The following is a 24,422-nucleotide window of genomic DNA, read 5'->3' on the forward strand; positions in this document are numbered from 1 at the left end:
TACGCTTTTTTACAAACGCATAAAATCATTGAATAGTGCCAAAAGCATCATACTTCCGAGCAATACCATACCAATTTTTAAACCAACCAATTGTATTTGTTCAGAAACAGGTTTACCACGTATTAGTTCTATAAAATAATAGACCAAATGTCCACCATCAAGCATAGGAATAGGCAATAAATTTAATATCCCTAAACTTACACTCATCAATGCCATAAATGAAATAAAAGTTTGCCAACCCATTTCCGCACTTTGTCCTGCGACTTTGGCAATCGTGATCGGTCCTGATAGGTTGTCTAGACCAATCAAACCGCGCACCATTTTTACAATCGAGTTCAAAATCATACTCGACAGTTGACCGGTTTTATCCACCGCCATCATGAAGGCTTCGGCAGGATTATATTGTATCGTTTGTTTATATTCTGTAGGAATACTGATTTTCCCAGGGTCACTTTGTACACCTAAGACACCAGAAACCTTGCCCATGTTGTCACGTTTACCTTGCGGCATCACCTCAAGTTGTACCAATTGATTTTGACGAAGTACATCAATTTTTAACAATTTCTCAGGCGAGGCTTGAACCACTTGTACCACATCAAACCAATCATTCATCTTGATGCCACCAATCGCGACAATTTTGTCACCTTGTTGCATACCCTGACGAATGGCTGCACCATCTTCGCTCAACTTAGTCACGACCGCAGGAATTTTTGGCCGATAAGGCGTAAAACCCAAAACATCAAGCGGAGACTGTGTTTGATCTTTCAAGAAGTTTTGAATAGGTAAACTAAACGTCTTAACTTGCCCCGCACGTTCGGCCTGAATTTGGATTGATCCCGTTTCACCCACACGGTCAACCAAGGCGAAATTCAACTTTTCCCAAGTCGGTGTCGTTAAGCCATCAACAGCGGTAATTTTATCGCCCACTTGCATTTGAACTTGTGCGGCAGGTGTATTAGGTAACACTTTACCCACACGAGTATTCAACTGCTCTTGTGCAGGCAAAAACAAAATCCAAAACAGAAAGATTGCAAATACCAAGTTAATCAATGGGCCAGCTGCAACAATTGCGATACGCTTCCAAGGTGACTGACGATTAAATGCTTTGGGCGCATCCTCTTCAGCAACATCACCTTCACGTTCATCCAGCATTTTAACATAACCACCCAAGGGCAATGCCGAAAGCTGATATTGAATACCTGACTTTTTAGAGGTCCACTTTAAAACCGTCGGTCCAAAACCAATGGAATAAACTAAAACTTTTACACCCAATTTACGCGCAACAAAATAGTGCCCAAACTCATGTATTGCAATAAGTGGGCCCAAAAGCAAAATTGCCGCAACAATCATAAACAAGGCGCTCATGCTTAAATTCCTATATTCACCACATATTGCTGAGCAACATGACGTGCGTTTTGATCGGCTTCTAAAATAACATCAAGTTGTGTTGCTGCTTGATGTGGGATGGTATTCAAAGTGTGTTCAACAATAGCAGGAATATCCATAAACCCCACCTGTTGATTTAAAAATGCAGCAACCGCAATTTCATTGGCAGCATTTAAAATCGCAGGGGCTGTACCCCCAGTTTTCATCGCTTGACGTGCCAAGCTTAATGCAGGGAATCTATGCGTATCTGGCGCTTGAAAATCCAACTGATGATTTTTAAATAAATCTAAAGCTGGAACATGGGTTTGAATACGCTCAGGCCATGCCAAAGCATGTGCAATCGGCGTACACATATCAGGATTTCCCATTTGCGCCAATGTTGAACCATCCACATATTGCACCATGGAATGAATAATACTCTGCGGATGCACAACTACTGTAACAAAATGTTCTTCGATTGAAAAAAGATGACAAGCTTCAATTAGCTCTAACCCTTTGTTCATAAGGGTCGCCGAATCAACCGAAATCTTCTGTCCCATGGACCAATTCGGGTGTTTGCACGCCTGTGCAGGCGTTACATTGTGTAATTCATCTAAACTATGTTTTAGAAATGGCCCGCCTGATGCAGTCAAAAGAATACCAGAAACTCCAAGTTTCGGCTGTCCGTGACGCTCAGCTTGTAAATAGGTCTGCGGTAAGCATTGGAAGATTGCATTATGTTCAGAGTCCACAGGAAGCAAAAGAGCCTGATGGTCGTGAGCAGCCTGCATCATAATGTCACCCGACATCACCAACGCTTCTTTATTTGCCAAAAGGACACGCTTTCCTGCTTTTACCGCTGCTAGCGTCGGCATTAAACCTGCCGCGCCAACAATAGCCGCCATCACCACATCCACTTCCGGATGCTCAGCAACTGCGATGAGGCCTACCTCATCCGCCAAAATTTCAATGCTTTGCAAATTGGCTGCGACTAGTAGCTGGCGTAGTTCATCTACTTTTGCTTGAGGTACAACTGCAATTTTCGGTTGAAACTGCTGACAGATATCAACAAGTTCTTGCATCCGACTATGCGCCGTAACAGCAAACACAGAGTAGCGTCCAGCATGTTGTTGCAATATTTTTAAGGTGCTCTGCCCAATCGAACCCGTAACACCCAAAATACAAACAGATTGAGACATTTACAAATCTACGCCAATAAGTTTTAACACATATACACCCGCAGCAAAGATAGGTGCAGCAGCCAGTAGCGAGTCAATGCGATCCAGTACCCCACCATGCCCTGGCAAAATACGACCCGAGTCTTTAATTCCAGCCCGACGTTTAATCATAGACTCAAACAAATCACCGAGCACCGAGCTAAATACAGTCACTATAGATAAAATAAGAAATAATAAATGCTGTGCGTACGTTAGGTCTAAATAGAGGATTTCAACAGCGACCACGATGATCATGGCCGTAATCACACCACCATAGAGACCTTCCAACGATTTATTTGGACTCACTTCAGGTGCAAGTTTACGCTTACCCAGTTTACGCCCAACAAAATATGCCCCGCTGTCAGCACCCCAAACCAATAAAAACAGGTACATCAGCCACCATGGAGACATCTTCCAGAGTGCAAAAATAGCGGTCACAGCTGAAGATATCAGAACAATCCCAACCACCTTAAGGGTTGAATTATACCAAGCATCATAATTCGGATAGGATTTAACCCAATACAGACTTAGCAACCAACATAGGATAGAGGCAGCCCAAAGTAGAAGTGCAATATCGTTAAAGTATAAGGCAAGTGTAGCAAGGCCAGCACTTAATAAACCAAAACCCCATGCTAGAGGTTTATTAACATTTTTTGTTGTACGGGGCATGAGTTTAAACCACTCATAGCCTGCAACCCCTGCCGCAATAATCATCAGCACAAACATTGGATAGTGTGACTGGGTTGCAAACATACAACTCAGTACAACGGCCACCAAAACCAATGCGGTTATAATCCGCTCTAACATTTATTAGTTCTCAATTTTATCTTGTAGAATTTGTTCCGTCGTTTTCCCGAAACGACGTTCACGCCCACCAAATACAGCCAAGGCGTCATCAAACTCTTCTACACTAAACTCAGGCCAAAGAGTTGGAGTGAAGTAAAGCTCTGCATAAGCTGCTTGCCACAACATAAAGTTCGATAAACGAAAATCCCCACCAGTACGAATCAATAGATCCACAGCGGGTAAATCGCTCAAACTAACGTATTGGCCAAAAACATGTTCATTAATTTGCTCAGGATCTAATGCTTGAGATTGAACAGCAAGTGCAATCTGCTTAGCCGCATGAGCCATATCCCACATTCCACCGTAACTAATTGCGATGGTCAAAGTCATCTTGTCGAAATTAACAGTGTCTTGTTCGGCATGCAACATTAAGTCACGCAATTGCGGAGATAATTTAGAACGATCACCAATAAAACGTAAAGACATTTGGTATTGATGCATACGAGGCAACTGTTCATGAATCGTGTCTTCCAACAATTTCATGAGCAAATCAACTTCAGCTTGAGGGCGCTTCCAATTTTCACTCGAAAAAGCAAAAACGGTTAATGCTTGAATATTTCTTTTTCGACAATGCTCTACAATCGGGTCAAGGACATTTTTTCCTTCACGGTGACCATCGCCCTTTTGCATTGCATTTTTTTTGGCAAAACGATTGTTGCCATCCATGATGATGGCAACATGTTTTGGAAGAGTAAGCTTATCTTCTGAATCGGTCATTATACAAGTTAGACCTTCAACAACTCAGCTTCTTTATTCGCAAGACGTTTGTCGATTTCAGCAACAAACTTATCTGTGATTTTTTGAATTTCATCAGATGCACGACGCTCATCATCTTCAGAAATTTCTTTTTCTTTCAACAATGCTTTGATGTCGCCCAGTACATCACGGCGAATATTACGTACTGCAACTTTTGCATTTTCAGCTTCGTTACGCGCAACTTTTTGCATGTCACGACGTGTTTCTTCCGTCAATGCAGCCATTGGAACACGAATCGCATCAGCCGTAATCGGATTTAAACCCAAATCTGATTCACGAATCGCTTTATCAATTGCCGCAACCATGGTGCGCTCAAATGGCTGAATCAACAATGTACGCGAGTCTTCAACACCCACGTTTGCCACTTGGTTTAATGGCACATCTGAGCCATAGTAAGGAACCATTACCCCGTTTAAGATAGATGGATGCGCACGTCCTGTACGAACCTTGGCAAAACCGTGTTCTAACGAGTCAAGTGACTTGTTCATACGGTCTTCTGCGTCTTTTTTAAGATCGTTAATCATGTGATCTTCCTTACTTAATTCGAAAAGATATAAATTCTAAAATAGCGTGTAGTATAAAGAGCTTTCGAGGTCACGTACATTAGTTCGTTACGTGAGTACCCTCTTTTTCGCCCATAACCACTGAAAGCAATGAACCTGCTTTATTCATGTCAAAGACTTGAAGCGGCACATTATGGTCACGACACAAACAAATCGCGGTTAAATCCATCACACCCAATTTCTCATCTAACACTTGGTCAAAAGTTAAGGTGTCATATTTAACAGCATCATCGTATTTGCTTGGGTCTTTGTTGTAGACACCATCAACTTTCGTTGCTTTTAGGATCAGGTTGGCTTCAATCTCGATACCACGTAAGCATGCTGCTGTATCTGTGGTAAAGAACGGGTTACCTGTACCTGCGACAAACACACAAACTTCACCTTGTGTTAGGTGACGAATCGCATCACGGCTTGAGTATGATTCAACTACAGCACCAATTGGCAATGCTGACATCAAACGCGTTTTGATATTCCGGCGTACCAAAGCATCACGTAATGCCAAACCATTCATCACGGTTGCAAGCATACCCATTTGGTCACCCGTTACGCGACCAACCAAACCATCTTTTTGTAATTGACTACCGCGATATAAGTTACCACCACCCACAACAATCCCGACTTGCACACCCAAACCTACTAAGTGCGCAATAGCCAAAGACATTTGATCAAGTACTTGAGCATCAATGCCCATATCTTTATTTCCAGCCAATGCTTCGCCAGAAAGTTTCAGTAAGATGCGTTCAAAACGTGGTTTTTTAGAATCCAACATCGCAATAACTCCAATATCTAAATTTTAAAATTTTATTTGTGTCTTAATTCGATTTAATCGAAATCAATTGTGCATACAGATCATATTCATCTGCATCGGTAATTTCGACTTCTAACAAATCGCCTGATTTGATCTGGCTTTTATCAATATCTTCCACAAAGACATTGCCATCAATTTCAGGAGCATCTGCGTATGAACGTGCAATCGCAACTGGGAATTCTTCATCCAGTTCATCGACCAGCACCGTCATTTTCTGACCAACACGCTTTTGAAGTTTTGCAGCAGAAATCGCCTGTTGCACTTCCATAAAGCGCTCATAACGCTGTTGCTTAATCTCTTCTGGCACGTGATCTGGCAAGTCGTTTGCTGTCGCACCTTCAACAGGTGAATAGGTAAAGCAGCCTACGCGATCAAGTTGTGCTTCTTTCAACCACTCAAGCAAGATCTCAAAATCTTCTTCAGTTTCGCCCGGGAAACCCACAACGAAGGTTGAACGAATCACCAATTCAGGACATTTTTCACGCCACAGCTTTAAACGCTCAAGTGTATTTTCACTATGCGCAGGGCGTTTCATCAGTTTTAAAACTTTTGGACTTGCATGTTGGAATGGAATATCCAAATAAGGCAAAATTTTGCCTTGTGCCATCAAGTCAATCACTGCATCCACATGTGGATATGGATAGACATAGTGCAAACGCACCCAAATACCCAGTTGACCTAAGGCCTCACACATGTCATAGAACTTCGTCTTAACAGGTTGACCATTCCAAAAGTCTAATTTGTATTTGGTATCGAGGCCGTAAGCAGAAGTATCTTGGGAGATAACGAGTACTTCTTTTACACCGGCACGTTTAAGCGCAGCCGCTTCTTCTAAAACAGAACCGACTGGGCGAGACACTAAGTCACCACGCATACTTGGAATAATGCAGAAGGTACAACGGTGGTTGCACCCTTCTGAGATTTTTAAGTACGCATAATGCTTCGGCGTTAAACGAATCCCTTGTTCTGGAACAAGGTCAATAAATGGGTTGTGTTTTGGTGGCTCAGGCACGTATTGGTGCACGGCTTCCATCACTTCTTGATATGCAGCTGCCCCTGTCACTTTTAAGACATTTGGGTGCATTTGGCGAATTTTGTCTTCGTCTTTACCTAGGCAGCCCGTAACGATTACACGACCGTTCGCACTCATGGCTTCGCCAATGGCATCTAAAGACTCTTGCACTGCAGATTCAATAAAACCACAGGTATTTACAACAACTAAATCCGCACCATCATAATCTGATGCTACATCATAACCTTCAGTCTTCAACTGAGTTAAAATTCGTTCGGAATCAACCAATGCCTTAGGACAACCTAAAGAAACAAAACCGACTTTGGGGGATTTCATGAATCTGCGCTCCACTAGAATGCGCGTATTGTATGTCTTTTCTGTTTATAAAAACAGATCGATTCCACACTCTTTGTTTAATGCACCAAAATAAAACCAACACTGTAGTAGAATCAGTATAACGCACCATTTTAAGTCACTTTCAGTTTACTTGATTTTTAGAATCCGCTATATCTTTAGCTAATCGTTCATTTACAGCGCATTCCGCAAAAAAAGTGTGCTCATTTCACTATACAAAATCAAAGTTGGCGTGCATTTTGCTTTATTTGCATCAATTCAGTCCGCTATTTGGAACGGTTAATGCTTTATCAAGATGCCATTGCGCTATTTTAATACAGGATACATTCGCTAATGGATCACCCTATTTCTATCGACTATCGCCTTTTAGTGGACAATTTGACCACTGCGATTTTATTGGTCGACAGTAAATTAAATATTTTTTACTTAAATTCCTCTTGCGAAGCATTATTTGATATCAGTCTTTTACGTGCCTCTGGCCAACCTGCGCTTAATTTACTCCATGCACCCAATGATGAGTTTAATACAGAAGAAGCACTCCTCAATACTCTAAACTCGGGACAACACTACACCCGTCGTGAAGCCATTATAAAGGTCAACTTTAAAGATATTCATGTTGACTATACCGTGTCACAGCTAAATTCAAATAAACCCTATCATCCTTTGCTTTTAATTGAGATCAATCCGATTGATCGGATGCTCAAAATTTCCAAGGAAGAAAACTTCTTACAACAGCATCAGGTCGCACGCCAACTGATTCGTGGTGTTGCACATGAAATTAAAAATCCGTTGGGCGGAATTCGCGGCGCTACACAACTGTTAGCGCGTAGCCTCAATGATCCTCAATATAGCGAGTTCACCGACATTATTATCAGTGAAGTCGATCGCTTACGTAATTTAGCAGACACCATGCTTGGTTCTCGTCAGCTACCCAGTTATGAGTTGGTCAATGTACATGAGCCTTTAGAGCGTGTTCGCTCACTCATTACCAACCAAACCAAAAAGAAAATTAAGATCACCCGTGATTATGATTTGTCATTACCTGAAGTGATGGCCGATCGTGATCAACTGATACAAGTCATGTTGAACATTAGCGTCAATGCAGTGCAAGCCATGACTGAAAATAAAGAGTTCTTTGTCGACCACCAACCTGAACTAATGTTACGCACCCGTATTCAACGTTTAGTGACCATCAATGGTGTACTGCAACGCTCCGTGGTGCGGATTGATATCGAAGACAATGGTCCAGGCGTTCCAGAAGAAATTTTAGAATCCGTATTTTACCCACTGGTCACGGGTCGTGCTAAAGGCACAGGACTGGGTTTAAGTATTGCGCAAAATATTATGCATCAACATAACGGAATGATTGAATGTCAATCTGTTCCCGGAAAAACAACTTTTAGCTTATATATACCTTGGGAGTTAAACCATGTCGCGAAATAAAATATGGGTAATTGATGACGATCGCGCCATGCGCTGGGTGCTGGAAAAAACATTCAAAGAAGAAGGTTTCGACGTCACAAGTTTTGAAGAAGCTCAATCCGCTTTAGACCAGCTCAGTTTAGATGCACCCGATGTGATCTTGACCGATATTCGTATGCCCGGTATAGATGGCTTAACTTTCTTAGCAAAAGTTAAAGCCAACTATCCTGATCTACCTGTCATTATTATGACAGCTCACTCTGACCTAGAGTCTGCTGTTTCAAGTTATCAAACAGGTGCATTTGAATATTTACCTAAGCCTTTTGATATTGATGAAGCCTTGGCTTTAGTGAATCGTGCGATTTTGCACATCACCAAAATGCAGCAGCAAGAATCGGCAAAAACGGTACCACCGATTCAATCGACCGAAATCATTGGCGAGTCTCCTGCTATGCAGGAAGTCTTCCGCGCGATTGGTCGTTTGTCTCAATCACACATTACAGTGTTAATTAATGGTGAATCTGGTACAGGTAAAGAGTTAGTTGCGCATGCGCTACACCGCCACTCACCACGGAGCAGCAAACCTTTTATTGCACTCAACATGGCCGCGATTCCCAAAGACCTAATTGAAACAGAGCTTTTTGGTCATGAGAAAGGTGCATTTACTGGCGCCAATACACAGCGCCAAGGTCGCTTTGAACAGGCCAATGGTGGAACGCTGTTTTTAGATGAAATTGGCGATATGCCGTTTGAAACGCAAACACGTTTACTGCGTGTGCTGGCTGATGGCGAGTTCTATCGCGTCGGCGGGCATATCCCGGTAAAAGTAGATGTACGTATTGTCGCGGCAACGCACCAAGACTTAGAAAAATTGGTACATGATGGTCGCTTCCGTGAAGACTTATATCACCGTCTAAACGTGATTCGCATTCACATTCCAAAACTGGCGCATCGTAGCGAAGACATCCCGATGTTGGCGCAGCACTTCTTGGCACGCGCAGGCAAAGAATTAGGTGTAAGCCCTAAAATCCTTCGCCCTGAAACGCAAGAATATATGCAACAGCTGCCTTGGCAAGGCAACGTACGTCAGCTCGAGAACACTTGCCGCTGGTTAACGGTCATGATTACAGGACGTGAAGTTTATCCTGAAGACTTACCATCAGAGCTGAAGCAAATTCCAATTATCCGCTCAGCTGAAGATGCACAAGCCGCGCAAAACTTAGATCGTATTGCAGTCCACCATTGGGATGAGTTATTAGGTCAATGGGCTGTGCAGAAACTAAAAAATGGCGAGATGAAAATTCTCGATATCGCCACCCCAATGTTCGAACGCACATTGATCATTGCTGCGCTGCAACAAACCCGTGGCCGTAAACGGCATGCGGCTGAGTTACTCGGTTGGGGGCGCAACACCCTTACGCGTAAACTTAAAGAGCTAGGTATGGATACCGCAGATGATGAAAGTGAAGAAGAAGCTTTAGAAAACTAAGACAGATTCAAATAAAAGCGCCGCAATGGCGCTTTTATTTATTAAGCCGTAAAGCCTAAATAGCGTGAATAGCCTTCAACACCAAGTGGTGCTTTTAACATGATAAATTTTGGGTAACTGGCTTGAGTTAACTCTTCAAACATAATCACTTGATCATCATGTGCATGGAGATCATCAACACTGCGCTGCATGGTCGCTTCAAATTCATCTGTGATATATTCAAAACCAATGTCCATCGCAATAAATAAGGTATGCTCACAAGGCTGAACGTATTGTTCCTGAGACCAATCAATTACCTGTTGTTGGCAGTGTGGACACGCTACAGGATCTGTCGCTTCACAGTCTAGTGGGATTAATTGATAAGTCATAATTTAGCTTTTAAACAAAGATGCTGCGAAGTTTAGCATAGGATAAAGTACCTAGAATAATCATGTCGACTTTAGAAAAAGCCATTGCACTGGCTGCAACCCAACATGCGGGGCAACTCGATAAGGGCGGACAACCTTACATCTTGCATCCACTTCGCCTAATGTTGCAATTTTCCAATCCTACCCTACAAATCATTGCGGTGTTGCATGACATTTTGGAAGACACCTCAACGACTGCTGAAGACTTAAAAGCGCTTGGCTTTAGTGCCGAGATCATTCAATCCATACAAGCACTGACCAAACAAACAGGTGAATCACGTTTGGAAGCGGCCAAGCGCACTGCATTAAACCCTCTTGCAACCCAAGTGAAATATGTTGATGTAGCCGATAATATGAACCTTACGCGCATAAACAACCCAACAGCACGTGACTTTGCACGGCTTGAAGAATATAAAGAGGTGCTTGAAATAATTAAACAGGCAAAAAACGTTAAACCCTTTGAATAACTGAGTATTTTCCACTAAATCTCTACAATTTCAAAATTGACAAACTGCAACGATCACTTTTTAATTAAGTCTATCGTTGCACAAATGGACATCGTGAATGTTAAGCGATTTAGATGATTTTTATTGTTTTGCTCAAGTGGTTGAACATGGTGGTTTTAGCGCAGCCGAACGCGCAACAGATATTCCCAAATCCAAACTTAGTCGACGCGTGTATAACCTCGAAGAGCGCTTAGGTGTACGCCTAATTCAACGCAGCTCTCGCCATTTCGCAGTGACCGATATTGGTATGAACATTTACCGTCATGCGCAAGTGATGATGAATGCTGCACAAGCCGCACACGATTTGGTCGATCATCTCAGTTTACAACCGCGTGGTGTCATTAAACTCAGCCTGCCTGTATCGATTGCACAAAACGAAATTGCACGTATTTTACCGAGCTTCTTAAAAACCTATCCCGAAATTAAAGTACAAATGATGGTGACCAATCGCCGTGTAGATATTATTAACGAAGGTTTTGATATCGCGCTGCGGGTTCGCTCCAATCTAGACGATGATCCAAGTTTGGTAATTCGTAAATTTGAAAATATCGAGCAGCATTTATTTGCCAGCCAAGCCTACTTGAATGAATTTGGCGAACTAAAACAACCTGAAGATTTAAGCCAACATCATATACTGAGTATGGTTGATGAGCATTTAGATCAACATATCATCGTGCATAATGATGCGCAGCAACAAAAGAAAATACGTGTAAACCCTGTGGTGATGGGCTCTGATTTGAGTATGTTGGCTCAACTGGTGCGTAAAAACTGCGGTATTGCCTTACTTCCAGACAGCATCGTACAAGATATGGTGAAAAGTGGTGAACTGGTTCGCGTACTACCCGACTGGAAAGCACCACACGGTATTTTTCATGCGGTCTATCCTTCACGTCGTGGTTTACTGCCTGCTGTCCGTGTGTTTATTGACTATTTAATTGAACACCTCAGCGCAAATAAATCACTTTAAACCCTACACATGCTCAATCACATTGAGCCAATCCATGAGACAAAAAAAAGAGCTTAACCGAGGTGGATAAGCTCATAAACTTTCAAAATAAGAAACTACAGCGAGTATCTTGGAAACAATTTTAGTGACAAAATAAAGTCTAGACCAATAGCTTACATGTATAAGTTTTAATCAAAAAATATCAAAAACACGACAAATAAAGGGTTTCAGAAATATCAGTGATTGCTTTTAAGACTTAATTTAGCTTTTAGGCCACAAAGCTAGACCAAAGTCTAAAATTTAATCACCGACAAAACATCAACTTAAATTTCTGGATAACTGCCCGTACCTTCAGGCCAAGGTGATAGTAACTCAAAACCGGTTTCAGTCACGAGTACCATATGCTCCCACTGCGCAGTTAAAGACTTATCGGCAGTCACGACTGTCCAACCATCCTTAAGTTCTTTGACATGCGCTTTGCCCATATTAATCATCGGTTCAATTGTGAACACCATGCCCGCTTTAAGCTGCATCCCCTTACCTGGTTGACCATAGTGCAATACGCTTGGCTGTTCGTGATAAACTTTGCCAATACCATGACCACAATACTCGCGTACCACACTATAACCTTCACGGTGCGCAACAGTTTGAATGGCATAACCAATATCACCAAGCGTCGCACCTTGCTTCACAGCATGAATACCTGCAACCATCGCCTCATAAGTCGTATCGACTAGCTTTTTGGCTTCCGGTTTCACTGTACCCACATAGTACATACGACTGGTATCACCAAAGTAGCCATCTTTAATAATCGCCACATCAATATTAATAATATCGCCATCTTTAAGTACAACATTCGGCGATGGAATACCGTGACAGACCACTTCATTTGGAGAAATACAGGTGGTTTTGGTATAGCCATGATAACCAATATTGGCAGGCGTCACTTTTAAGGTATTTACAATGAAGTCATGACAAATATCATCCAGATATTCAGTCGTAACACCCGGCTTTACATGTTCACCAATCATCGCTAAAACTTCGGCAGCCAAACGACCAGATATACGAAGTTTTTCTACATCTTGTTCAGTTTTTATGCTCACATTTAAGCCACGCATTGAAATATCCTCAATTATGAAGCCGCAAGTATAGACCTTTTCTCAATATTTTTGTTCAAACTTAAATCTTAGGCTAGCCTTCAACAACTGACCTCTAAATAATTTGTGTAATTTTAAAGCATTTGCACTACAACTTTTAATTTAGGAAAAATAGCGACTCAAGCTTTTCATATTTATAATTTTTATATTTTAAAATGGATAATCAATCACATATATCAACCTATTTTTTACAAGTTGATATATTCACTTTTCATCTTATAAAAAAATTTAATACCACCCATGAAATAAATTAGCCAAAAAAACACTTATGCACTAAAATCGTCCCCTTTGTTCAACTCGATCTCCCTTTTATGACAAGTCTGCGTACTCGGGATATTGTTGCTTTGGGTTTTATGACTTTCGCACTCTTCATTGGTGCGGGCAACATTATCTTTCCACCGATTGTGGCTCAACAAGCGGGTGAGCATGTATGGCTAGCAGCTTTTGGTTTCTTAATCACTGCTGTAGGCTTACCTGTAATCACCATTATTGCGCTGTCACGTGTCGAAGGTTCGATTCAAATTTTAAGTTCACCTTTGGGTAAAATAGCCAGCCTCATTTTAACCATTACGTGTTACCTAACTGTCGGGCCACTCTTTGCAACACCACGTACTGCAACCGTTTCTTATGAAATTGGTTTTTCATCTTATCTTGGAACATCAAGCAGCAGTTTGCTGATCTACAGTGCAATCTACTTTAGTGTAGTCACCCTCATTTCACTGTATCCAAACAAGATTTTAGACACGGTTGGCTATGTACTCTCGCCACTGAAGATTTTATCTTTAGCCATCCTTGGCATTGCGGCGATGATGATTCCAACGGGTTTCGTTCCGCCGGCCATCAATAATTATATCGACAGCCCTGTTTCTGAAGGTTTTGTAAATGGTTACTTGACCATGGACACTTTAGGTGCTTTGGTTTTTGGTATTGTGATTATTCAAGCCATTCGTTCACGCGGTGTCAGCAACCCTAAACTGATTACGCGTTATGCGGTTATTGCGAGTATCATTTCTGGTATTGGTTTAACTGTAGTTTATCTCAGCTTATTTAAACTTGGCCTTGGAAGCCATGAAGTCGCAGCAAATGCGAGTAATGGTGCAGTGATCCTGCATGCATATGTTCAACATGCATTTGGTGACTTAGGTTCTATCTTCCTGTCTGCCATGATTTTTATTGCGTGTATGGTCACTGCGATTGGCCTGACCTGTGCATGTGCTGAATATTTCAGTTCAATCACTAAAATTGGCTATAAAGTTTGGGTCTTCATTCTGATTGGTTTCTCTTTCATTATTTCAAACTTAGGTTTAACCAAACTCATCGCCTTTTCTGTGCCTGTTTTAAGTGCAATTTATCCACCTGCAATTGTGGTTATTATGCTGAGCTTTGGCTGGAAATTCTTTAATCATCCTCGCCGAGTGATCGCACCTGTTACCGCAGTGTCTTTGGTCTTTGGTCTTCTAGACGGTTTAAAAGTTGCGAACTTTGAACTGCCTTATGCGCTCACTCACTTACCTCTTGCAGAGCAAAACCTTGCATGGCTTATCCCATCATTGGTGGTTTTTGTAATTGCTGTTGTAATCGACAAAGTGAAAAAGTAAGCAAAAACTGATGTTGTTAAAATCTAGTTTTACCCAAACCTGATTTTAAGCATGATCAATATTTGTTACATTTTATCCAAATGGACACATATTGTTTCATTTCTTTTTACATCAGTTTTTATACATACTGACACATTTCATATACACCGCTAAAGTCGTATATCAACACCTTCATATCTCTTATAAATTTAATATTAGAAAATAAAAAACTCTTTAAAGCCTTTCCTATCAAGCTATTCATGGCATCAATATTGCTTTATACAATCTATGTATAAGCTTACATACATTATTTAGTTGTCATCTTATACCGTAACGAAATACTATTTATTCACTAAAAAAATGCTACATACATATTTTCTGATTAGTATAGCATAATTTCTCTGAAAAATAGTTGTTTTTGCTCTTGATCAACACAAGTTTTAGCAGTACAACATTAAGAACTAATCCGACTAAATACATTGGTTTTTAGTCAAAAACTCAAGGAGGGATGGAGATGTTATCATTACATTTCAACAAGCAAGTCTTCATTAACGCTCTGAAGGCAAACAAGAATATGGTGACGTATTTAAGTACCACCATTGCCCTGATGGTCATTATGATCATGCATGGTTTAATTCAAGGTAACCTTAAAGCTGAATATTTTGCTTACGCTATCGTCGTATCATTTGCCTTTTATTTATGGGCAGTCGTCGATCAGAAATTCCGAAAGGCCACACAGTCAATTGACTAGCAAACAGGTGGATGATTAGTCATCCACCTTTGTAAAAGTATAAAAATTAAAAAACTATAAGAACAACTTAAAATAAACCTAAAAACATTCCCCACAACAGGCCCAACGTCGCTACAATTTCCCCCACAACCAATGCCATCATTGCCATCAGCATGATTGATTTGGGTAAAGTCCATTTACCTAAAACATGCGGACTACGGAACTGGTTATTGGTGTCTTGCAATAGCCCATGCACAATATAACTCAGTATCGAAAAGCTAAAAAAGAATAAATTGATTCCCACAAACAGTATGTTCACAGGCTCTGTCCAGACGGAAATGGCGGCCATTACCGCAATAATTAAACTTGCAGGTGCATATAGCAAACTGCTGCGGTGTGCGATATCAACATAATAGTGCGCGCGAAACTGCGGTGAATGGCGAATTTGCGCATATTTCCATACCCCTGTCAGCATCCCAACAAACAGAAAAATCCCACTAAACAAAAGTGCAAATTTTACCGACATATCTAATTCAACAAACTGCATGTGTTTTCCTTTTTTATTTTCACTCTATTCTATACAGATCTACTTGACTTCAAAGTCATAGATTAGACAAGTTTCTTTTTGGAACTTAGGTAGAGTAGAAAAAATTCAATACTTAACCGATTATGCAAAATTACGAAACTTTAGCTATTACCTGCTCTGACCATTATTCACTCAGTGGACGCTTTTATGCAGCCCAAGGCATACAACAAGCCCTGCCTGTTTTAATCTGCCCTGCCACAGGTATTACTCAACAGTTTTACCACCATTTTGCTTCATGGCTTGCAGAACAAGGCTATGCCGTTTTGGTTTTTGACTTTCGCGGCATTGGAGAGTCTTTGCATGAACCACTTAAAAAGTCGAAAGCCAGCATCGTGCAATGGGGGCAATTGGATATCCCAGCGGCGATGGAGGTATTATTGAATAAGACCCAAGCAAAACAAGTGATCTTGCTCGGTCATAGTGCAGGTGGGCAACTTTTAGGCATTAACCCAAACTATGAAAAAGTCGCAAAAGTCGTTGCTGTTGCAGGATCAACAGGCCACGTAAAAGATTTGAAAGGTCGTACCAAATTGCTGGCTCCTGTGATGTTTAAACTAATCTTTCCTATTGCACGTTATACCTTAGGTTATGGGCCGACCAATGCCATTGGCATGGGCGAAAACCTACCCAAAGATGTGGCACGTGATTGGGCACAGTTTTGCAGCAAACCGGGTTATGTAATTAATGCCCTAGGCAAAACAGTACAAGATGACTTCCACCGTGATATTCGCTGTCCAATCACAGCCATTTGGGCATCGGATGATGAAATTGCTACGCAAGTGAATGTCAAAGGCCTACTCAACCTTTACCCAAATGCACAGACAGATCAAATTGAACTCAAACCACAGGCATATGGCCATAAAGCCATTGGTCATATGGCGATGTTTAAGCGTTCCCATCAAAACATATGGCCTGAAATTGCAGCACAGCTTTCATCTTAAGGCTGCACATATCTAGTAAAACCTATCGCCAGTTCAAGCAGCACTAGCTTGACTGGCTTTATTTTCACCGCAAAATTGCAGCTTTAAAATAAAAACCAACGCTATTGATAAATTTAATTTCATTAATCGATAAATAAATATTATATTTCCACCACGAATTTTTATTAAGTCATAGTTCATGTGATGTCTATCGCATGTGCTAGAGATGGATGAATAATGTCTGCACAACAGCAACCCCAGCTTAAGCATGGGCTGAGCAACCGCCATATTCAGCTGATTGCTTTAGGCGGCTCTATTGGTACAGGCCTATTTTTAGGCATTTCGCAAACCATTAAACTGGCGGGCCCTTCTGTTATTTTAGGCTACGCACTGGCGGGCTTAATTGCATTTTTCATGATGCGCCAGTTGGGTGAAATGGTGGTTGAAGAACCCGTGAGTGGTTCTTTTAGTTATTTTGCCTATAATTTTTGGAGTCCTTTTGCGGGCTTTATGTCGGGTTGGAACTATTGGGTACTCAATGTTTTAGTCTGCATGGCGGAACTGAGTGCCATCGGGCTCTATGTCCAGTATTGGTGGCCTGAAATTCCCACATGGATTTCAGCACTTGGTTTCTTTGTACTGATCAATACCATCAACCTGCTGCATGTAAAAGTGTTTGGTGAAACAGAATTTTTATTCTCCATGATTAAAATTCTCGCGATCATTGGCATGATTGGATATGGCGCTTGGTTACTGGCAAGTGGTCACGGTGGTGCACATGCCTCTATTTCCAACCTCTGGGCTCTAGGTGGTTTCTTTCCCAATGGTATTTCTGGCTTAATCATGGCGATGGCCATCATTATGTTTTCCTTTGGCGGGATTGAACTCGTTGGTATTGCAGCTGCGGAAACTAAAAACCCGACCACAACAATTCCTAAAGCGGTTAATCAAATTGTCTACCGTGTGTTACTGTTTTATGTGCTTACGATCATTGTTCTGCTCTCATTGTTTCCATGGAATCAAATCGCAGAAGGCGGTAGTCCTTTTGTTTTGATATTTGACTCCTTAGGTAGTCAAGGCGTTGCAACTGTGCTGAATTTTGTGGTCTTAACCGCAGCTATATCGGTGTATAACGGTACCAGCTATGGCACGAGTCGTATGCTGCTAGGTTTGGCAGAACAAGGCAATGCCCCACAGTTTCTAAAGAAAATTAACCAGCGTGGCATCCCTTATGCAGCCATTTTATGCTCTGCGTTGGTGACCTTACTGTGTGTCGTATTGAATTATATCTTCCCAGAAAAAGCCTTTAAACTACTAATGAGTCTTGTAGTTTCAGCCATTGTGATTAACTGGATGATGTTGGCGTTGACCCATTTAAAATTCAAGCAACGTATGCTGGCATTGCAAAAATCAACCTTGTTTCCAACTTTGATTTACCCTATCAGCAACTATATCTGTATTGTATTTATGCTTGGTATTTTAGTGGTGATGTGGCTCACACCTGATATGCGAATTGCAGTGATGCTGATTCCACTTTGGATTGGCTGCTTAACTCTAACTTACTGGTTTAAACAAAGATCAAAAACGCAAAAAATACAATAAATAAGTCAGCAAACAGCGCCAATAAAAGGCACCCTTCCCTTTAAGGGCGCTGGTTGCAAATCAAAGCCAATTTCCCAAATGACTTTGATTGAATCACTTTATTGTAGTCATGACCGATGCAGAGTGTTTCTCTTTTATTTGCTTATTTTGAGTATTTATTGAGAAATATTTTCACATAAAATAGTTTATAAAGAAAATTATACGCAGGAATACGTTATGAATGACGCTCACTACGTTTTAGATAAAATTGACCGCCGTATTTTGTCTGAACTTCGCCAAGACGGCCGTCTGACCGTTACCCAGTTGGCTGAGAAAGTTGGGCTGTCCTCTTCTCCTTGCTGGACACGTGTAAAACGCCTAGAAAATCTCAACATCATTGAAGGCTATACAGCAAAGATTAATTCAAAAGCTATTGGGATTAATGAGCTGTTTTTTATTGAAATTACGCTTGAGCGCCATGATGATGAAATCTTAGAGCAGTTTAGTGAAGCACTGGCTTACATGCCTGAAGTGGTTGAAGCCCATTTAGTAACTGGCGATTATGACTACTTACTCAAAGTTGCAGTGAAAAATGCAGAACACTATGAGCGCTTTTTGCGTAAAAACTTATACTCAATGAAAGGTGTACGTCATACACGCTCAATTTTTGCCTTACGCCCTTTGAAACTCGAAAATAAATCAGACCTCATTATGATTGAGTGATTGCTGCAAATATTGTGTAAATGTGGTTTAATACACGCAGTATGAGATGAGCCTCTTACAGTATGTACCTTAGATGTGCATACGACTAGCCCCTAACCATGGGGCTTTTTAATGTCTAAAATTTAAGAAATTAATAAACAAAATTAATTTTCGATGTCATAGACCCAATTCCTAGCTTGTTGGTCTGTTGTCGTTTCACACACATAGTAGTCTTGATCCCACGCGTCTTGATGGAAAATTTCCATTTTTCGATAGGTCACTTGTTTAGCGTTTTCTACACAGACAAAGCTGTCACCTTGGTCTTTAACCTGAGTTCCGTTGAGGAAACCACCAATACAGAGGAATCGGGATTGTTTGGGCATTTGCTTAGATCTACTTTTAATCTTACTAAATAATGAGGTAATTAAACGATTTATTGAAAACACTGTAAAGCGTAACCAAGAACAATTCTGACCTTATCAAGAAGCAAGTTTACTCAGCATCTTTTCCATGTAATGATCATAGTTGCCTAATTGCTTTGACCAAAATGTATTTTTTTCAATTGATTCTAAAAATTGGATAGGATCAATTTTCACTTCATCTTTTTCAATATCAAATTGCTCATCAACAAGTTTTTGCATAAATTCAGATTCACAATTTGATGTAATGATGACTTCATCTAAAGATACTTTTAAATGATTACCAAAATATTCATGATCAAACTCTAAGGTTGTATCTATAATCCAAGAGTGAATAATTACATCATTAATGTCTTCAAAATGCCTACTTAGAAAGTGTCTTTTTATATATTCAACTTTATTATCTAATTGATAACTTGCTTTATTCAAAACGAATTTTTTATATTCATAAATTTCTTGAATACTACTTCTTATATATGTAGATTTCACTTCTGCTACAATCACATGATTGTCATACATAGCGATGAGATCTATTTCACCCGCATTACCCTCTGAAGGGACATACTGGCAAAACACTTGGAAACCAATTCTGTCAAGTTTTTCAGCCAAATTAAGCTCAATTTGATCAGTTTCACTTTTTAACTCAAGACGGTTCTTATGTAATTTACGTACATAATTAATCATGGCAGTATTTAAGTTCTGGAATGCAGTAAGCCACGGAAATTGAAAAATAAAATCATCGATTCGATAAAATGGCTTTTGCATATAAGTTGATTGATCATTTTCATCATATAAATCAAAACTCCAAAACTTTAGAATTTTCTTCATTTGTTTGAGTTTTTGATTATTACTACCTTCTGTAATCCAAGACGACATTTTTTTAGATTTATCATTCTCTAAAGCAAATGTCATTGGCATACGATTTTCACCTATTATAAAACCATGCATCATAAGTTTACTAAGTGCTTCTAAATTAAAATTTGAATCACTTAAAAATTGTTCGAACTTATGTATATGATCTTTTAAATAATGTGCTTGTGATAATGAAAGCGTCATCATCACATCAAATAAATCTAAATGTACATTATCAACTTTTAAATACTCAATTCCATAAATTTGTTTTAGTTGTTCTTTCACACCAAAAGCTTTCGACAGAGCAATTGCATTTGCTTCTAAATTATCACCCGTCGGTAAAATTCTATAAATATAATCTGAATCAAATAATCTTTGACTGCCCACTATCAACCAGTAATTTAATAAAAGTGAGTGCTTTTCAAGCCAATTATCTTTTACATTCCGTTGATTTAAATATGATAATGATTCATTTTTTAAAATATATTTTACAGTAGAGTCGAAACTAAAAGACTCTAATACATTCCTTTTGTAATTTATAAGTTCAACTTTAATTGCTACTAACTTTTTAAATAAATCATATTGGAGTTGCAGCTCACTCGTCATTCCTTCACCGAGTAAGAAAGGAATCATCTTAAATTTTAAAGCTAACGCTAAAGATTTTTCTGTTAATTTCTTTGTATTTTTCCTTGAAGTCTTAATAATCTCATCAAATGCCCTCCACACTACTTCAGCTGAATTTTTTTCTTCTGGGTCAAATTGATATGGCAATTGAAAAAAGTCTTTATTGGGCACTAAGTATTCATAAGCATATAAACTACTGAAGCTCATAGCAGTAATTTGACCAATATTCAGCTTATTTTGTATATCTTCATAAACAGCTAATCTATGTTTATATTGTAGTTGTAAATGTGTGACAGTCTGAATAAAGCCGCATAATTCTTCAGAATCAAATTCTTGTGAAATTTCCTTTAATATACCCCATGAATCATGCTCAGAATTGAGAATAATGCCAGAATATCGTACCGCTAAAATAAAACTCTGAATATCAAGTTTTAGATAATTTATACAAATATTTTTATCCGTAATTGTATATCGAATATACTGACTTAGAGCCAAAATATAATTCTCACTCCTAACCTCATCAACTGTAAGTAGCTTAATAAAATTTGACTGCCAAAACATATCAAATTTATTTTTATAATCAAAATATTTTGGTTGTGAACTTTTATATAGTAAGTCTTCGACTATTTTTTCTAATGCTTTTTTTGGATCAAATTCTGTAAATAATGAATCAAATTTTTCTTCGTAATAATTTTTCATAAAAAAATAAGGACTGATAAATCAGCCCTTATTCTAAACTACTTTTTAATCAACAATTAAGTTAATTGAGCAGCAGCAATTTTCTTCGTATCAATCTCAGATGCAGGTTTAGTATAGTCTGTCATCTTGTCGAAGCTTAAGTATTGGTAGATGTCAGCAGACATGCTATCAATTTGAGCTGCATACTGTTGGTATTCTTCTGGAGTTGGTAATTTACCAAGTACAGCAGCAACAGAAGCAAGTTCAGCAGACGCTAAGTAAACGTTCGCACCTTGACCTAAACGGTTCGGGAAGTTACGCGTAGAAGTCGATACACAAGTAGTGTTCGGCGCTACACGTGCTTGGTTACCCATACACAATGAACAACCTGGCATTTCAGTACGTGCGCCAGCTTTACCATAAGTATTATAGAAACCTTCTTCCATCAATTGACGTTCGTCCATACGCGTAGGTGGAGCAATCCACAAACGAGTTGAAAGTACGCCACCAGGAACTTTCTCTAACAACTTACCAGTTGCGCGGAAGTGACCGATGTTTGTCATACATGAACCAACGAATACTTCGTCAATTTTCACGCCTTGAACGTCAGAAAGCAATTTCGCATCATCTGGGTCATTCGGGCAGCAAAGAACTGGTTCAGTAATTGTCGCAAGGTCAATTTCATACACTTTCGTGTATTCAGCGTCAGCATCAGCTTTAAGAAGTGATGGATTCGCTAACCATTTTTCCATGTTCTCTACACGACGAGCCATCGTACGCGCATCGCCATAACCTTCAGAAATCATCCACTTCAACATTGTGATGTTTGATTTCAAGTATTCAGCAACTTTCTCTTCAGAAAGCGTGATAGAACAACCCGCAGCAGAACGTTCAGCAGAAGCATCAGAAAGTTCGAATGCTTGTTCAACAGTAAGGTCAGTTTCCATTTCTGTTAAGTCGATCTCAAGGATACGACCAGAGAAGATGTTTTTCTTACCTTTCTTCTCTACAGTTAAGTCACCTTGCTGAATCGCAACGTAAGGAATTGCATGTACAAGGTCACGTAGTGTGATACCAGGTTGCATTTTACCTTTGAACTTAACAAGTACAGATTCAGGCATATCCAGTGGCATAACACCAGTCGCAGCAGCGAATGCTACAAGACCAGAACCCGCTGGGAATGAAATACCAATTGGGAAACGTGTATGTGAGTCACCACCAGTACCAACGGTATCTGGAAGAAGCATACGGTTTAACCAAGAGTGGATAATACCGTCACCTGGACGTAAAGATACACCGCCACGGTTCATGATGAAATCAGGAAGCGAGTGTTGCATTTGAACGTCAACTGGTTTTGGATACGCAGCAGTGTGACAGAAAGATTGCATAACTAGGTCAGCAGAGAAGCCTAGGCAAGCTAAGTCTTTCAATTCGTCACGAGTCATTGGACCAGTGGTATCTTGCGAACCAACAGTCGTCATCTTAGGTTCACAGTAAGTACCTGGAAGTACGCCTTGACCTTCAGGAAGACCACATGCGCGACCAACCATTTTCTGTGCTTGAGTGAAACCTTTGCCAGTAGGAGCAGGTTGAACTGGAGTACGGAATAAAGTAGATGGAGCAAGACCTAAAGCTTCACGCGCTTTAGTGGTCAAACCACGACCAACGATTAAGTTGATACGACCACCCGCACGTACTTCGTCTAGAAGCACTGGAGTTTTAAGTTCAGCTTCAGCAATGACTGCACCGTCTTTAGTTGCAGTTACTTTTGCAGCAGCATGATCAATGTTAAGAACGATTTCGTCGCCCATGTTCATGTTTGCAACATCAATCTCGATTGGCAACGCGCCAGCATCTTCCATTGTGTTGAAGAAAATCGGAGCGATTTTAGAACCTAAGCAGTAACCACCGTCTTTTTTGTTCGGGATGTGAGCAATTTCGTCACCGAAGAACCAAAGTACAGAGTTAGTTGCAGATTTACGAGATGAACCAGTACCAACAACGTCACCTACGTAAGCAACTTGGTTGCCTTTCGCGATCAAGTCTTTGATTTGGTTAAGTGGACCAACTTCACCAGGAACTTCTGGGTTGATACCGTCACGTACGTTTTTCAACATTGCATTTGCGTGCAATGGAATGTCTGGGCGGCTCCATGCGTCTTGTGCAGGTGACAAGTCGTCAGTGTTAGTTTCGCCAGTGACTTTGAAAACAGTCAGTTTGATTTCAGTCGGAACGTCTTTACGAGTCGTGAACCATTCAGCATCAGCCCAAGATTGCATAACCGCTTGTGCATTCGCGTTACCCGCTTTTGCTTTGTCTGCAACGTCATGGAACGCATCAAATACAAGAAGCGTTTTCTTCAATGCTTCAGCCGCTAATTCAGCAAGTGCAGCATCGTCAAGAAGAGCAACTAAAGGAGCAACGTTATAACCACCAAGCATAGTACCTAGTAAGTAAACCGCACGTTCTTTAGAAACTAATGGTGAAGTCGCCTCGCCTTTAGCCAAAGCAGCTAAGAATGCAGCTTTAACATATGCAGCTTGGTCAACACCCGCTGGAACACGGTTTTCTAGTAAATCAACTAAAAATGCTTCTTCGCCAGCTGGTGGGTTTTTTAATAATTCAACTAATGCAGCTGTTTGAGCATCGTCAAGTGGCTTCGGTGGGACTCCGAGTGCGGCACGTTCTGCAACGTGTTGGCGGTAAGCTTCTAGCACGGTGTTATTCCTCTTTTTTAAAAAATTATTTACGTATTCCTGCTTTAAATAAAGCTACGTAAATAATATGGACTGCTTAATTTTACTAAAATTCCAGTTAAAAGTTAATGCGCTACAAGTGTTTCTTCGTGATGCCCATTATTTTCAAACTAAATGATGTTCATATCAATTGCACATAAAAACAGCAA

At 40.3% G+C, this 24,422-nt stretch carries 23 protein-coding genes; 9 read left to right on the forward strand and 14 right to left on the reverse strand.

Annotated features, from left to right (window positions below):
• Positions 1-9: 9 nt before the first annotated feature.
• The 7 genes from rseP to rimO form a co-directional block, all read right to left on the reverse strand.
• Positions 10-1,365: an RIP metalloprotease RseP gene (rseP, locus tag HUK62_RS11000; protein ID WP_176537861.1), complete on the reverse strand. Its 1,356-nt coding sequence runs from the start codon at positions 1,363-1,365 to the stop codon at positions 10-12.
• Between the two features lie 2 nt (positions 1,366-1,367).
• Entirely contained in the window at positions 1,368-2,564 is a 1,197-nt protein-coding gene (ispC, locus tag HUK62_RS11005) for a 1-deoxy-D-xylulose-5-phosphate reductoisomerase (protein WP_176537862.1), read from the reverse strand.
• Positions 2,565-3,389 (reverse strand): CDP-archaeol synthase, encoded by an 825-nt coding sequence (locus HUK62_RS11010; protein ID WP_176537863.1) that lies wholly within the window; start codon positions 3,387-3,389, stop codon positions 2,565-2,567.
• A gap of 3 nt (positions 3,390-3,392) precedes the next feature.
• Entirely contained in the window at positions 3,393-4,145 is a 753-nt protein-coding gene (gene uppS / locus HUK62_RS11015; RefSeq protein WP_176537864.1) for a polyprenyl diphosphate synthase, read from the reverse strand.
• Positions 4,146-4,153: 8 nt separating this feature from the next.
• Positions 4,154-4,708 (reverse strand): ribosome recycling factor, encoded by a 555-nt coding sequence (frr, locus tag HUK62_RS11020; protein ID WP_176537865.1) that lies wholly within the window; start codon positions 4,706-4,708, stop codon positions 4,154-4,156.
• Between the two features lie 79 nt (positions 4,709-4,787).
• Positions 4,788-5,516, reverse strand: coding sequence for a UMP kinase (pyrH, locus tag HUK62_RS11025; protein ID WP_004696558.1), 729 nt, complete (start codon positions 5,514-5,516; stop codon positions 4,788-4,790).
• A gap of 43 nt (positions 5,517-5,559) precedes the next feature.
• A complete protein-coding gene (gene rimO, locus HUK62_RS11030; protein WP_004981943.1) occupies positions 5,560-6,903 on the reverse strand; it encodes a 30S ribosomal protein S12 methylthiotransferase RimO in 1,344 nt (447 codons plus the stop codon).
• 351 nt (positions 6,904-7,254) lie between these two features.
• Here rimO and glnL point away from each other — a divergent pair, with 351 nt between their 5' ends.
• Positions 7,255-8,364 (forward strand): nitrogen regulation protein NR(II), encoded by a 1,110-nt coding sequence (gene glnL, locus HUK62_RS11035; RefSeq protein WP_004696555.1) that lies wholly within the window; start codon positions 7,255-7,257, stop codon positions 8,362-8,364.
• Entirely contained in the window at positions 8,351-9,832 is a 1,482-nt protein-coding gene (gene glnG, locus HUK62_RS11040) for a nitrogen regulation protein NR(I) (protein WP_176537866.1), read from the forward strand. Before glnL ends, glnG begins: the two co-directional genes overlap by 14 nt.
• A gap of 41 nt (positions 9,833-9,873) precedes the next feature.
• Here the strand turns inward: glnG and HUK62_RS11045 are convergent, their stop codons facing one another.
• Positions 9,874-10,200 (reverse strand): hypothetical protein, encoded by a 327-nt coding sequence (locus HUK62_RS11045; protein WP_004696551.1) that lies wholly within the window; start codon positions 10,198-10,200, stop codon positions 9,874-9,876.
• Positions 10,201-10,262: 62 nt separating this feature from the next.
• Between HUK62_RS11045 and HUK62_RS11050 the strand changes: the two genes are divergently transcribed.
• On the forward strand, positions 10,263-10,706 hold the full coding sequence (locus HUK62_RS11050; protein WP_176537867.1) for a phosphohydrolase: 444 nt from the start codon (positions 10,263-10,265) through the stop codon (positions 10,704-10,706).
• A 97-nt stretch (positions 10,707-10,803) separates the two neighbouring features.
• Positions 10,804-11,712, forward strand: a complete 909-nt coding sequence (locus tag HUK62_RS11055; protein ID WP_010326995.1) for a LysR family transcriptional regulator — start codon at positions 10,804-10,806, stop codon at positions 11,710-11,712.
• 302 nt (positions 11,713-12,014) lie between these two features.
• On the opposite strand, the gene map is transcribed toward HUK62_RS11055, so the two are convergent.
• Positions 12,015-12,809 carry a type I methionyl aminopeptidase gene (gene map / locus HUK62_RS11060; RefSeq protein WP_005400725.1) on the reverse strand — a complete coding sequence of 265 codons (795 nt, stop codon included), beginning with the start codon at positions 12,807-12,809 and terminating at the stop codon, positions 12,015-12,017.
• Positions 12,810-13,159: 350 nt separating this feature from the next.
• Between map and brnQ the strand changes: the two genes are divergently transcribed.
• Together brnQ and HUK62_RS11070 are read left to right on the forward strand one after the other, a co-directional pair.
• On the forward strand, positions 13,160-14,446 hold the full coding sequence (gene brnQ, locus HUK62_RS11065; RefSeq protein WP_176537868.1) for a branched-chain amino acid transport system II carrier protein: 1,287 nt from the start codon (positions 13,160-13,162) through the stop codon (positions 14,444-14,446).
• Positions 14,447-14,939: 493 nt separating this feature from the next.
• On the forward strand, positions 14,940-15,176 hold the full coding sequence (locus HUK62_RS11070; RefSeq protein WP_004696541.1) for a hypothetical protein: 237 nt from the start codon (positions 14,940-14,942) through the stop codon (positions 15,174-15,176).
• A 67-nt stretch (positions 15,177-15,243) separates the two neighbouring features.
• Here the strand turns inward: HUK62_RS11070 and HUK62_RS11075 are convergent, their stop codons facing one another.
• A complete protein-coding gene (locus tag HUK62_RS11075) occupies positions 15,244-15,702 on the reverse strand; it encodes a hypothetical protein (RefSeq protein WP_176537869.1) in 459 nt (152 codons plus the stop codon).
• 122 nt (positions 15,703-15,824) lie between these two features.
• Here HUK62_RS11075 and HUK62_RS11080 point away from each other — a divergent pair, with 122 nt between their 5' ends.
• Complete coding sequence (locus HUK62_RS11080) at positions 15,825-16,682, forward strand: alpha/beta fold hydrolase (RefSeq protein ID WP_176537870.1); 858 nt, start codon at positions 15,825-15,827, stop codon at positions 16,680-16,682.
• Positions 16,683-16,715: 33 nt separating this feature from the next.
• Here HUK62_RS11080 and HUK62_RS11085 read toward each other — a convergent pair whose 3' ends face one another.
• On the reverse strand, positions 16,716-16,862 hold the full coding sequence (locus tag HUK62_RS11085) for a hypothetical protein (protein WP_176537871.1): 147 nt from the start codon (positions 16,860-16,862) through the stop codon (positions 16,716-16,718).
• A 36-nt stretch (positions 16,863-16,898) separates the two neighbouring features.
• On the opposite strand from HUK62_RS11085, the gene HUK62_RS11090 reads away from it, so the two are divergent.
• Together HUK62_RS11090 and HUK62_RS11095 are read left to right on the forward strand one after the other, a co-directional pair.
• A complete protein-coding gene (locus HUK62_RS11090; protein WP_176537872.1) occupies positions 16,899-18,263 on the forward strand; it encodes an amino acid permease in 1,365 nt (454 codons plus the stop codon).
• Positions 18,264-18,479: 216 nt separating this feature from the next.
• Positions 18,480-18,965, forward strand: coding sequence for an Lrp/AsnC family transcriptional regulator (locus HUK62_RS11095; protein ID WP_004696532.1), 486 nt, complete (start codon positions 18,480-18,482; stop codon positions 18,963-18,965).
• A 143-nt stretch (positions 18,966-19,108) separates the two neighbouring features.
• On the opposite strand, the gene HUK62_RS11100 is transcribed toward HUK62_RS11095, so the two are convergent.
• The 3 genes from HUK62_RS11100 to HUK62_RS11110 all read right to left on the reverse strand — a co-directional run bounded on the left by HUK62_RS11100 (position 19,109) and on the right by HUK62_RS11110 (position 24,234).
• Entirely contained in the window at positions 19,109-19,327 is a 219-nt protein-coding gene (locus HUK62_RS11100; RefSeq protein WP_176537873.1) for a hypothetical protein, read from the reverse strand.
• Between the two features lie 96 nt (positions 19,328-19,423).
• A complete protein-coding gene (locus HUK62_RS11105; protein WP_125273288.1) occupies positions 19,424-21,538 on the reverse strand; it encodes a hypothetical protein in 2,115 nt (704 codons plus the stop codon).
• A gap of 56 nt (positions 21,539-21,594) precedes the next feature.
• Positions 21,595-24,234: a bifunctional aconitate hydratase 2/2-methylisocitrate dehydratase gene (locus HUK62_RS11110; RefSeq protein WP_176537874.1), complete on the reverse strand. Its 2,640-nt coding sequence runs from the start codon at positions 24,232-24,234 to the stop codon at positions 21,595-21,597.
• Positions 24,235-24,422 lie beyond the last annotated feature (188 nt).

The organism is Acinetobacter sp. NEB 394 (genome assembly GCF_013374795.1).
Taxonomy (GTDB): Bacteria; Pseudomonadota; Gammaproteobacteria; order Pseudomonadales; family Moraxellaceae; genus Acinetobacter; species Acinetobacter johnsonii.